The following is an 11,838-nucleotide window of genomic DNA, read 5'->3' on the forward strand; positions in this document are numbered from 1 at the left end:
AAGCGCGACTACTTCTTGCCGGCCTTCGCGGGCGCTGCCTTCGGCTTGGCCGCAGGTGCCGCTTTCTTCACCGGCGCTGAAGATTTCGCTGCCGCAGCCTTCTTTGCCGGAGCAGCCTTGGCAGCCGGCTTCTTGGCTGGTGCAGCCTTGGCAGCCGGTTTCTTGGCAGGTGCTGCTGCCTTCTTCGCTGCGGGTTTCGCCGCAGCTTTCGCTGCAGGCTTCTTGGCCGGTGCCGCCTTGGCAGCCGGCTTTGCCGCTGCCTTGGCGGGTGCCGCCTTCTTCACTGCCGGTTTCGCCGCAGCTTTCGCTGCCGGCTTCTTGGCCGGTGCTGCTTTTGCCTTGGCCGCCGCGGCCTTCGGCTTGGCAGCGGGTGCTGCTTTCTTCACTGCAGCTGCGACCTTTGCCGTCGCTGCTTTTGCGGGTGCTTTCTTTGCCGGTGCCTTGGACGCCGGCGCTTTGGATGACTGCTTAGCCATGCGATGCCCCTTCCTTTGTGCCGACGGCCGTAATGACCCGGCGCGCTCATGCATATCTGACTCGCGGCTTGCTAGCCAGCGAAGCAATAGACTGATTTTCGCAGCTTAAATTTCGGTTACGATCGGCACATGATCGTGCTGATCGTCGCAGAAATTCACTTCTGATCTTCGACCATTGGCTAGAATGTGTCGCCGACATTCTCCACACTCCGCGGAAGCGCTCCTCTCGTGAAGCTCCGAAGATCAGCGAGCAGCTTTGCGTGTCGATCGTCGGTCGCCGATATCATGACCGCTGCCTCATCGGTGCGATCATCTCGTGCAGGCGGACGATCTATACTGCAATGCGACAGCCGATCGGTGCATCGTCTTGTCAAGCACGAACGCAGATCGGCCTGCTCGTGAATTGACAGATAACTCTACATGGCAGAGTATTCTGTACAGCATGCTGGAGCATTTCAATGTCGATCGCACAGGAGCAAGCGGCGCTGTCGCCGTTCGAGATTGCCAAGACGGTCCGCCACGGCGGCAGCATGGTTGTCGGCGGCCTCCGGCTTGGCTGCGCCGGAGCCAATCGATGAGTGCCGACGAAATCATCCACCAGAGCACTCGGCTCAGGATCATGGCGGCGCTGAGCATGCTGGAAAGGCGGCAAACGCTGGATTTCACCGGGCTGAAAGCCATCGTGGACGTCACCGACGGCAATCTCGGTGCGCATCTCGATACGCTGGCCAGGGCTGGTTATGTCGACATCGAAAAGCTGTTCGTCGGCCGCCGGCCGCAGACGCGCGTCAGGGCGACGACGAGCGGACGGCGCGCGTTCCGCGGCCATGCCGCATTCCTGCGCAAGATCCTCGATCAGGCCGAGGCGGCGGCGCGCAGGAAATAGCGTGATGACTGGGCAATCCGCTCAGCGCGCGGCAACAACGGCAACGCCGGCGCCGATCATCACACCGCCCGCCGCGCGGTTCACCCGGCGTACGATCCTTGGTGTGCGCAACAGGCTGCGGGCGCGACCGGCGAGGACGACATGACCGCCGATCACCACGACCTCGACGGCCACGATCACCATCATCAGCACACCGAGATGACCTGCGTCGAGCGATGCGCCGACGACGCTAGGCAACAGCGCAATGTAGAACAACGGCATTTTCGGATTGCCAAGATTGAGCGCGATGCCGGTGGCAAAAATCATCAACAGCCCTCGCCGTCCTGAGATGGGCTGCAGTTCGGGAATGACGGGCGCCGCCATCCACAGCCTGATGCCCGTCCAGACCAGATAGGCCGCTCCACCATAGCGAAGCACCGTCATGAAGATGAGGATGCCGACCACGGTGCCGGCACCGTAGGCGATGCCCGACGCGGCGCCATTGGAGATTGTGCGCGCGACGATCGTCATGTTGTCCGGACCCGGGCTGGCAGCGAACACGAAGAAGGCGGCCGCAAAGGCAAGCGAGGTCGCGAGATCCATGAAAACTCCCGAGGGTAATGCCGCTCTCGGGAGTCCAGACTAGCCGGTTTACCTGTCGGCGCCATCAGGAAAATCGAGAAACTGCGCGATGCGCATTTCCGTCACGGCTGATAGCCGAGGCAGATGGCGCCGAGCGCGACGATGGCGCAGGCGCCGACCCGCCGCGGCGTCAGCACCTCGCCGAGGAACAGACGTCCGATGAAGGCCGCGAAGACGACGCTGGTTTCGCGGATCGCGGTGATCGGACCGGCCGGTCCGAGCGCGAAGGCCGCGACCACGACACCGTAGGCCAGAAGTGCAAACAGGCCGCCGCCCAGCGCCTTCCAGGTTTCCGGCGCACCCAGGTCGACTGTGAGCCGGCCACGGCAGGCGACGAAGGCCGCCGGCAGCAACGCGCCGTAGATCACCAGCACCCATGCGGTATAGGCACCGGCGTTTCCCGCCGCCCGAACGCCGAGCGCATCGACCGTCGCATAGGCGGCGATGATCGCTCCCGTTGCCAGCGCATAGAGTATCGATGTCGTGGCGGCCCTGCCCCTTCCGAGAGAAAGGCCCATGATGCCGCCCGCGACCAGCGCGACACCGATGGTCTGCGGCAGAGTGAGCTGCTGGTTGGCCAGGAAGAACCCGCCGAGCGTGACGAGCAGCGGCACGCTGCCGCGAACGATCGGATAGACCTGTCCCAGCTCGCCATATCTGTAGGCGGCCACCAGAAACAAACTGTAGCCAACCTGCAGGCAGGCCGAGAGCACAATGTAAGACCAGGCCGACGCGGCCGGAAGGGCGTGGAAGAAGGCTAAGGGGATGGCGAGCGCCGTACTGGAAAAGCTCATGACGGTGACGGTCCACAACCTGTCGGCCCCCGTGCGCAGGAACGCGTTCCAGGTTGCGTGCAGGATTGCCGCAAACAAGGCGAGCCCGATGACCAGCGGGCTCATTGGGACTTACGCGAAGCAGCGACGATGCCCATGGCCGCCTTGCGGGCGTCGCGAATGGCGGCGTCGGCCGGCCCCATCTGCGCCAGCAAGGTCGCACCTTCGATCAGCATAAGCAGTGTCGCCGCCACGCTTTCGGCGCGGCCGCGCGGCATCATCTCTTCGAGGATAGACCGCATGCGCCGCTTGAGGCCGTTCTTCTGCCTGACAACGGCCTTGAAAACCGGATGCCCGGGATCGCCGAACTCGGCCAATGCATGAGCGAACAGACAGCCATGGAAATCGGCGCTGCGGAACCAGCGTGCATGCCAGTCAAAGATCCTTCCGATTTTCTGTTCCGGCGGAATGCCCTCCTGGGCGAGCCGGTCGAGCTGGCGGTCGAAACGCATAGCGCGATAGTCGAGCACCTCGACGATCAATTCGTCCTTGCTGGGGAAGTGGCGATACATCGTCATCTTGGCCACATCGGCTTCGGCGATGATCCGGTCGATACCCGTCGCATGGAAACCGGCGCGCTTGAACAGCACGTAGGCCGTTTCAACGACGTGCTGGCGCTTATCGGAAACGGGCGATGGTGTCATGGCGCATACCGAGTGATGAGACAGGTCTGTCTCATATCTATGCGACGGATCGCGCCAGCTGTCAACGCAGCACGAAAAACGCCTGCAGCCGATCAAGCCACAGGCGCGAAAGAGATTGGAAGGGGAAACCGGGTTTAGCGCAGAATGCGGCAGCGGCCGTTGTAGACCATCCAGCGGTCGAAGCCCGAGACGCAGAATTCGACATTGTCGCCGATCGAGGCAAAGCCCTGGCCTTCCTCGATCAGGTACCAGATGGTGCGATCGCGGCCGTCGGACAGGCTGACGGTGGCCCCGCAATAACGGCGACCGATCGGCCAGGTATCGTCGGCCGCCAGATAGCGATGCTGGTGAATGCGCCGGAAATCAGTGATCTCTACATCCGGCAGATGCGGCACGTGATGCACCTGATAGGAAAAGCGGCTGGTGATCTTGTTCAGTACCCAAGGCTGACCGCAGACCCCGCTGTCTTCATCGGAATAGACCGTAAGATCGGCGGCCTGCACGGTCTGGGCGATACCGAGAGGCGCGGCAAGCGGGGTGCAGAGCGAAATCAGGGCGGCAAGAGCGGATTTGGCGAAGCGAGTCATGGCAGCCTCTCAAGGTCGATTGTGCGCACTGTGCGGATTCGCTCGGCGGCGGTCAAGCGGTTGCGTTGACAATGGTTTCCCAGTTTGAAACTGCTTTTCGACCAAAGCCGAATTTACACGGCACCGGAATGGCTCTGGCACGTTCATGCCCGGATCCAAAAGAGCGCGGGTCCCGGGTTGTCAATGAGCCCGCCTCAAGCCTGCTCGCCGGCCAGCCATTCCAACGACCAGTGCGCCGGCCGCCCCACCGCAAGCAGCCTGTGCAGGGCCGGCAGCAGCGTCCGCAACTCGCCCTCCAGCGTGAACGGCGGATTGACCACCAGCAGACCGCTGCCGTCGAGGCTGGGTTCCAAAGAGGCCGGCCTGATCTCGAATTCGATGTCGAGCAGCTTCGGGATGCCCGATTGCTTCAGCGCCTTGCGGAAAGCGATGATCGCCTTGCGGTCCTTGATCGGATACCAGAGCGCGTAGATGCCGCCTGGCCAGCGCTTGTGCGCCCTTATGAGCCCGTCGACGAGGCGATCGAACTCACCCGCTTCCTCGAATGGCGGATCGATGAGAACAAGGCCGCGCTTCTCCTTCGGCGGCAGATGGGCGCCGAGCGCCAGCCAGCCATCGAGTTCGATGATCCGGGCCTGGAAATCGCCGGCAAAGAACGTCCTCAGCCTCGCGGCATCCTTGGGGTGCAGCTCGATCGCGGTCAGCCTGTCCTGCTTGCGCATGAGATGGCGCGCAATCAACGGGGAGCCCGGGTATTTCTGGATGCCACCCTCAGGGTTGAGCGACCGTATTGTCTCCAGATAAGGCGCGAGCAGTGCTGCCACCGGCGCGGCAAACGGGGCATCGATCAGCCTGCCGATGCCGCCTTGCCACTCACCCGTCTTCTGCGCTTCGGCCGACGACAGATCGTAGCGGCCAATGCCGGCATGAGTGTCGACGACCCGAAACGCCTTGTCCTTCTGCTTCAGATACTCGAGCAAGCGCGTCAGCACGACATGCTTGACGACGTCGGCGAAATTCCCGGCATGGTAAGCGTGGCGGTAGTTCATCGTCTTGTGCCGTTATGCATGTCGTTGTCCCAAAACCGCTGCACACTTTTGGGCGACATGCATCAGCCCCTGCCCCAGCGCGGCGGTGGCGGCTGAGAGTTCGGATTTTCCGGCCGACCGCCTCGAGTGCGCAAGGTCAGCAAAAATCCGATCAGGCCGATCGCCATCAGCGCGAAGCCGACCGGCCGTGCACGGCTGTCGATCTCGCCTGCGCCGGAGCGCAGGATGAGATCGACAGCCCGCATCGGTATGTCGTCGGCATCACCCGGTCCGACGGTGAAGACGTAGGGACCCGGGCTGACGGTCGCGATGACGCCGGCCTCGTCGCGAAAGATCTTGTCGGGCAGTTGCGGGCTGGCCTGGCGAGGATTGTCGGAATGGTTGAACTGCAGCGTCGAGGCGAGCACCGTGCGGCCATTGCTGGCGGCGGTCAGCGTCAGCACGGTGCGCTGCTGCGAGACGATGCGCTCGGCTCTTGCGGTCAGGTCGACCAGCACCCGCACCGGCGCATCGCGGCCGGAGAGCGGCACCGTCAGCGGCTTGAAACGGCCCTGCTCATAGACCCGCCAGGTGCCGATCTCGTGCCCGGAGAAATTGCTCATCGCCCAGGGATAGATGACACCGACGCCGGCGCCGACAAGCAGGATCAGGACAAACAGAAAGCGCATTCACATCACCATGGCGTATCGTGACCTTGCCAATAGCGCCCCGACGGCCAAAAGGCGATGGCCAGTTGCGGCAGCCACCCTGGAGGTGGACCGTGCGGGGTGCGAGCGCAACCAGCTTGGCGGCGTGGCTGCGCAACAATGCCGATAACGTTCTACCTATGCGCTCAAAAATTAAGCCGTGTATTTCGCGCGCCGCGCTGAATATTGCTGTCGGCTCATTCTTGGCCGTTCTTGCTGTCAGGTTTTGATTCTACCTCAAGGGACAGCTTGCCGCGTCCGGCAACATATTGACGTCGATCGAGCCAATATGCTGATTCATAAACAGGATTTGCCTTGTGCGCCATGCTTCGGTCCGAGAGGCCGTAGCCGCTTTCATGATTAACCATTCGCGAGCGCATTTGGTTAAGGAATTGCTAATTTAGTTGACTATAATTTCCACAGGTATATTTTCGATGCGTTGGGATGTGCAATTTGGGCGAGCAATCGATGGTGACACCGGGCGTGTGATCGCGATTTCGGGGCGCGGAGAATGCTGAGCGGCAGCACGGAGGTTGTGTAGTCGCACCAGCTTCGCGAAAGCCAAGAACAATTGACGCACATCAGTGATGGCGGTTCCGCAGATGCGGAGGTTTGCCACGTTCTCAGGAACGTGGCCGGGCGATGCTTTGTCCCGGCCCGGCGGTAGCGTGTTCGGTGCGTATGAGGAAAGCATGACTAAGCTTGTCAAGGTTCTGAAACTGGAATCCGGCAGCCAAAAGGACGCCAGCCAAAGCCGACGACGCGCCCTTGTCGCCGGAGGAGCGGGATTTTTAGGTTCGCATCTGTGCGAACGTCTTTTGCGGGACGGATACGACGTTGTCGCGCTGGACAATTTCCACACCGGCAAAAGATACAATCTCAATGCCCTTCAGCGCAATCCGAGCTTCAGCTGCATCGAGCACGACATCGTCGATGCACTGCCTTCGGACCTTCAGTGCGACGAGATCTACAATCTCGCCTGCCCAGCCTCTCCGCCGCACTACCAGGCAGATCCGATCCACACCTTCAAGACAAGCGTGCTTGGCTCGCTGAACCTTCTGGAACTCGCGCGACAGAACAAGGCCAAGATATTCCAGGCCTCGACGTCCGAAGTCTATGGCGATCCCTTCGTGCATCCACAGCCCGAGAGCTACTTCGGCAACGTCAACACGCACGGGCCGCGCTCCTGCTACGACGAAGGCAAGCGCTCGGCCGAAACCCTGTTCTTCGATTATTCGAGAACCTATGGTCTCGATATTCGTGTCGCCCGCATTTTCAACACCTACGGTCGCCGCATGCAGCCCGACGACGGACGTGTGGTTTCGAACTTCATCGTCCAGGCGCTGCGCGGCGAGGACCTGACCGTCTATGGCAGCGGCCAGCAGACGCGCTCCTTCTGCTATGCCGACGACCTGATCGAGGGCTTTATCCGGCTGATGAATGCGCCGAGCGCGCCCGCCCACCCGGTCAATCTCGGCAACCCTGCCGAATTCACCATCATGGAACTGGCGACGCTGGTCGTCGATTACACCAACGCCCGATCGAAGATCGTGCATCGGCCGCTGCCCGTCGACGATCCCAGGCAACGCAAGCCGGACATCTCCTTTGCCAGGGCCAATCTCGGCTGGGAGCCGAAAATCAGCTTGAGCCAGGGGCTCGCGCGTACCGTCGAGTATTTTGATACCCTGCTCTACGGAAGTCACACCGCCAGAGGAGCTGCTGCTTCATGAGCCGGCCGGCGGTCCTGGTGACGGGTGGAGCCGGCTTCATCGGCAGCCACACCTGCAAGCAGTTGGCCGCCGCCGGCTACATGCCGGTGGTTTTCGACAATCTGAGCCGCGGCAATGAGAGATCCGTCGCCTGGGGGCCGCTTGTCGTCGGCGATATCCGGGATCGGGATGCACTGCGGCGGGCGATGGAAACGCACCGGCCGACGGCCGTGATCCATTTTGCTGCGCTGGCTTATGTCGGAGAGTCCGTTCGCGAGCCGGCCGAATATTATTCGACCAATGTGACAGGCACCATCGCGGTGCTCGACGCCGCACGCGCGAGTTCGATCGAAAACATCATCTTCTCCAGCAGCTGTGCGACCTACGGCGTGCCGGAGGCGTTGCCGGTTCGCGAGACCTCCTCGCAAAATCCGATCAGCCCCTATGGGCGCACCAAGCTGATGGGCGAACAGATCATCGGCGACTATGCGTCCGCGTACGGAATGAAATTTGCGATCCTGCGCTATTTCAATGCTTGTGGCGCCGATCCCGATGGCGAGCTCGGTGAGTGGCATTCGCCGGAAACCCATCTGGTTCCCAGAGTGCTCATGGCCGCATCGGGCATCATCGACGCGATCGAGGTTTTCGGCACCGACTACGACACGTCGGACGGCACTTGCGTAAGGGATTATATCCACGTCACCGATCTGGCCCGCGCCCACCTGAAAGCGCTCATGCATCTCGAGGGTGGCGGGCGAAGCCTTGCGGTCAATCTCGGCACCGGGCGAGGCGTCTCCATCAAGGAGATTGTCAAGGCGGTCGGCCGAATGACGTCGAGGCCGGTTCCGGCAGTGTTCAGGAGCCGACGCCCCGGAGATCCGGCGGAGCTCTACGCCGACCCGGGAAGCGCACGCGAACATCTTGGCTTTGTGCCGGAGCTTTCAGACATCGATACGATTGTCAGGACGGCCGCTCCCTTTTTCGGACTGAAGACCAGGCCCATGAAACTGCCGCCAGTGAGGGCGGCAGCGCCGGTCGTCGCCCGACGGGTCAGAGATAGCGGGGGTGACAGCTCGCGCGCTGGCCAAATCCGCTAGGGCTGCAGATATAAGGCGAGCCGCCCGAGAACGTGCTGCCATCGCCCGGATTGAACGAGATGTTCACCGGCGCCGGCGTGCTGGCTTTGATCCGTTGCGGCGGTGCAAAGGCGTAGGCACTTTCGGTTCCTATTGTGCTTGTCATCTGGATCGGAAGGTCGGCCCGGAGCGAGCGCACGAGAAATCTGGCCTGCACGGGCTGGACCGCGGGCTGACTGCGGACCGGGTGGACGATGGGCCTGATAAGGACCGAACCGGTTTCAGTTGCGTCCATACCTTGACAACCTGCAACCATAGAGCTCAGCGCCACAGCCGCGGCAATAGATACGACATTCTTGCTTGAGCGAAATACGCTCGCGGAATTTCTCATCCTCTGTCCCTTGCTATCAAGTATAAGCCAGGGGCGCATTGCGACATACTATACTTGGGCCGCTTCCACGCCGCATGAGTGACCACTCGCACATCACACGTTATATTAGATATCACTAATTATTAAATTTCATCAAAACCGTATGGCAGGCCATCGTCTTGTCGTCCGGGTGATACAGTTGAATGCGACTAAATGCGATCGGCGCACCGAGCGCCTGCCGAGCCACTCAACTATAAGCGATTCGCGGGTTCCACGACAGGCGCACGGGAAGAACAGCCAGGCCATCTCAGCGCGGCCGGAAGCGCGGCCTACTTTTTGGCATCGACCAGCTTGCGGGTCACTTCGAACTGCGCGCCCTTGGTGTCGCCTGCTTCGAATTTCTTGTATTCGTCGGAAGGATCCTCGGGAGATCGCTTGAAACCGTACCATTCCCCGTCCGGATCCTTGCGTTGCTCGATATTCCGGCCCTGAATGCGGTGGCTGTAGCAGGTGCGGTGCTGCTCGCCGGTGTAACCTTTCGATCGCCAGGCGAGCTCCATGCACATCTTGCCGTCCTTGGTCACCAGCCATCTGCCCTCCGCGACAGACGTGGTGTCCTGCCCGGACGTCCAGGCCTGGAGACGTCGATTGTCCTGCGCGAAAAAGGCCGCGCCGTTTTTCCATATCCATGTGCGGTCGGCATAAAGAAGCTGCAGCTCGTAGGCAGTTGGAGCCGGTGCGATGACCGTTCCCGCTGGTCTGCCGTCTTTGGCGGCAGCCGCATGCGCCGTTCCCGAAAGCGCCGTCTGGCCGCAGAGGGCCAGGAGAAACATGAGTTGCATACAAGTTGCGAACCGACAATGTTTGCGTCGACCGTCGACACCATGCGGTGGCAATCCGGTCAGTGCTGTCAGTACAATTGGCGTTCGCATGCCCGTTTTGCCCAAGGTAGCACTATCATCGCTCTGACAGCCGTATGAACTATTTAACAGTCGCGAGAACGGTGATGTCAACCTTTGCGAGCGGACGGACAACAACCGTTCCAGATGTGCGCATCCCGCTGTCGTCAAAATTAAGAAATGTGGCATATGCTCTGCCCAACTCTGACAATCGCACTCAAAAGCAACATCCGCAGACGTGAGGGAGGACGCGGTTTCAAATGGCGGGCGACCCGGAATTGAACCAGGCCGAAGGTCAGCAATACCGGCAGCAGTCGACCGTCCGGGAAACGACTGCTCGCAATACCGTGAGCCCCAACATGGCGATCTTGCTGGGGATACTGTTCATTGCGATCCTGTTCAGGTTCCACAACATAACCTTGCCGCTGGTCGATGCCTTCAGCTGGCGCGAAACAAGTACCGCGATGATGGCCGACAATTTCCAGCAGCGCAGCTGGAACATCTTCTTCCCCGAGGTCAGCTGGACCGGGCCCGGGCCAAGCTATCAGGGCCGCGAGTTCCAGATCGTCAGCTATCTGACCGCCATACTCTACCAACTCTTTGGCTGGCACGACTGGTTCGGCCGCATGATTGCGGCCCTTTTCGGCTTGGTGACGGTGTTTTCACTGCACAGACTAACGGCGTTATGCTGGGGCGAGACGCACGCCCACGCCGCGGCACTTGCCTATGCGCTGATGCCGGCGGCGATCATGATCGACAGCTCGTTTCTTCCCGACCCCTCGATGCTGGCTCTAGTAACCTTGGGCGTCTGGCTTTTCACGAAATACTGGACGGGAGGCAGCGCGTGGCTGCTCCCTTTCGCCACAGCCAGCTTTTCCCTCGGTGTGCTTGCAAAACCACCGGGTTTGGCTGCTGGAGGCGTCATATTCTATCTGATGGTTTGCTGGCTTTTGCAAAATCGGCGAAAGCATGCGGCCAAAGTATTCATAAGCGGACTGGTCAGCCTGTTCGTCATCGGCGCCTACTACAGCTGGGCCATTTATCTCGGGCGAACCTATCCGCCCTTTCATGTCGCGGGCAGCGGATACATCTGGGATTCTGGATTCTGGACGTTTTTCAACAACGATTTCTATTTCAAATCTGTTTGGAACACGTCGGTCTGGTGGTTTTATGGCTATCCGTTCATGATTTTGATGGCGGTCGGATTCTGGATGCCGCCCCAGCCAGTCGCGGAATCGAAAGAACGCGCTCTTTCGGCCATACCTTTCATATGGCTTGCAGCGGCCTCTGTTGTTTATCTCGCTGCGGCACGTGAGATCACGACCAATCCATGGAACTATCATATATTCCATGTGCCATTTGCGATGTTTTGCGGCCGTGGCGCGGTCGTCCTGGCGACGCTTGGAGCCAAAACCGTTCCGTCTCCTGGGATAATTCTGCGGTCGATTTGCATCGCGGCCGCTATGCTTGTCTGGTCGACTTTTCCCCTCGTCCGGACGATGAAGGCGCCCTTCGCCATGAATGGAAAGTTGCTTGGCGACGAGCTGGCGCGCAGGGCCCAACCTGGCGATCTTGTCGTGGCCATCGCTCCGGAGGTGGGAGATCCTGTCGCAGTCTATTACAGCAGGGCGCGCGGGTGGGTGTTTCCGCCTGGTGGCGGCGACGTGGAGTGGTCCAGGTTCGTCGAGGACGATGCCATCGCGATAGCACAGCTTGAGGAACTTCGCACGCAAGGCGCGGATTGGTTCGGCGTGGCAAAGGATGCCGAAGACAGTCAGAAACGGCCGTTCATCGAGCATCATGACGGGGTGATCGACTATCTCAACAAGATCGGGACCAAGCGGCTGGATTCGGACAACCTCCTGATTTATGAAATCAGCCGGCCTTGATCTGGTCAGGCCGTTGGGCTTATGGGCTGGGGATCAGGCAAACGTTGGAAATCCGGCGACGGTCAGCGACCTTGCCGACCCGCCCTCGCCTGCCCAACGCAGCAAGCTAAGCG

Annotated in this window: 13 protein-coding genes; 4 read left to right on the forward strand and 9 right to left on the reverse strand. The window is 60.8% G+C overall.

From position 1 onward, the window contains the following. Positions 1 to 8 precede the first annotated feature (8 nt). A complete protein-coding gene (locus tag RPF88_RS13090) occupies positions 9 to 476 on the reverse strand; it encodes a hypothetical protein (RefSeq protein ID WP_063167706.1) in 468 nt (155 codons plus the stop codon). Between the two features lie 574 nt (positions 477 to 1,050). Between RPF88_RS13090 and RPF88_RS13095 the strand changes: the two genes are divergently transcribed. Beyond that, positions 1,051 to 1,362, forward strand: coding sequence for a transcriptional regulator (locus tag RPF88_RS13095; RefSeq protein WP_013532486.1), 312 nt, complete (start codon positions 1,051 to 1,053; stop codon positions 1,360 to 1,362). A gap of 21 nt (positions 1,363 to 1,383) precedes the next feature. Here RPF88_RS13095 and RPF88_RS13100 read toward each other — a convergent pair whose 3' ends face one another. The 7 genes from RPF88_RS13100 to RPF88_RS13130 all read right to left on the reverse strand — a co-directional run bounded on the left by RPF88_RS13100 (position 1,384) and on the right by RPF88_RS13130 (position 6,108). Continuing rightward, positions 1,384 to 1,944, reverse strand: a complete 561-nt coding sequence (locus RPF88_RS13100; RefSeq protein WP_337122532.1) for a LysE family translocator — start codon at positions 1,942 to 1,944, stop codon at positions 1,384 to 1,386. A gap of 101 nt (positions 1,945 to 2,045) precedes the next feature. Next, the gene (locus RPF88_RS13105) at positions 2,046 to 2,882 is read right to left on the reverse strand and encodes a DMT family transporter (RefSeq protein WP_337122533.1); all 837 of its coding nucleotides are present in this window, start codon (positions 2,880 to 2,882) and stop codon (positions 2,046 to 2,048) included. Further along, positions 2,879 to 3,460: a TetR/AcrR family transcriptional regulator gene (locus RPF88_RS13110; RefSeq protein ID WP_024504299.1), complete on the reverse strand. Its 582-nt coding sequence runs from the start codon at positions 3,458 to 3,460 to the stop codon at positions 2,879 to 2,881. Before RPF88_RS13110 ends, RPF88_RS13105 begins: the two co-directional genes overlap by 4 nt. A 134-nt stretch (positions 3,461 to 3,594) precedes the next feature. Further along, positions 3,595 to 4,047: a hypothetical protein gene (locus tag RPF88_RS13115; protein ID WP_337122534.1), complete on the reverse strand. Its 453-nt coding sequence runs from the start codon at positions 4,045 to 4,047 to the stop codon at positions 3,595 to 3,597. A 194-nt stretch (positions 4,048 to 4,241) separates the two neighbouring features. Then, positions 4,242 to 5,096, reverse strand: a complete 855-nt coding sequence (locus RPF88_RS13120; protein WP_024504300.1) for a 23S rRNA (adenine(2030)-N(6))-methyltransferase RlmJ — start codon at positions 5,094 to 5,096, stop codon at positions 4,242 to 4,244. 62 nt (positions 5,097 to 5,158) lie between these two features. Beyond that, positions 5,159 to 5,764 carry a hypothetical protein gene (locus RPF88_RS13125; RefSeq protein WP_013532492.1) on the reverse strand — a complete coding sequence of 202 codons (606 nt, stop codon included), beginning with the start codon at positions 5,762 to 5,764 and terminating at the stop codon, positions 5,159 to 5,161. Positions 5,765 to 5,979: 215 nt separating this feature from the next. Beyond that, positions 5,980 to 6,108 (reverse strand): hypothetical protein, encoded by a 129-nt coding sequence (locus RPF88_RS13130; RefSeq protein WP_255337192.1) that lies wholly within the window; start codon positions 6,106 to 6,108, stop codon positions 5,980 to 5,982. Positions 6,109 to 6,474: 366 nt separating this feature from the next. Between RPF88_RS13130 and RPF88_RS13135 the strand changes: the two genes are divergently transcribed. Next, positions 6,475 to 7,512 (forward strand): UDP-glucuronic acid decarboxylase family protein, encoded by a 1,038-nt coding sequence (locus RPF88_RS13135; protein WP_032808992.1) that lies wholly within the window; start codon positions 6,475 to 6,477, stop codon positions 7,510 to 7,512. Then, positions 7,509 to 8,588, forward strand: coding sequence for a UDP-glucose 4-epimerase GalE (gene galE / locus RPF88_RS13140; RefSeq protein WP_337122535.1), 1,080 nt, complete (start codon positions 7,509 to 7,511; stop codon positions 8,586 to 8,588). Before RPF88_RS13135 ends, galE begins: the two co-directional genes overlap by 4 nt. Positions 8,589 to 9,266: 678 nt before the next feature. On the opposite strand, the gene RPF88_RS13145 is transcribed toward galE, so the two are convergent. Further along, a complete protein-coding gene (locus tag RPF88_RS13145) occupies positions 9,267 to 9,884 on the reverse strand; it encodes a DUF995 domain-containing protein (protein WP_337122536.1) in 618 nt (205 codons plus the stop codon). Between the two features lie 212 nt (positions 9,885 to 10,096). On the opposite strand from RPF88_RS13145, the gene RPF88_RS13150 reads away from it, so the two are divergent. Continuing rightward, positions 10,097 to 11,725 (forward strand): ArnT family glycosyltransferase, encoded by a 1,629-nt coding sequence (locus tag RPF88_RS13150; protein ID WP_224673074.1) that lies wholly within the window; start codon positions 10,097 to 10,099, stop codon positions 11,723 to 11,725. Positions 11,726 to 11,838 lie beyond the last annotated feature (113 nt).

This window comes from Mesorhizobium sp. ISC11, from assembly GCF_037162595.1.
GTDB lineage: Bacteria > Pseudomonadota > Alphaproteobacteria > Rhizobiales > Rhizobiaceae > Mesorhizobium > Mesorhizobium ciceri.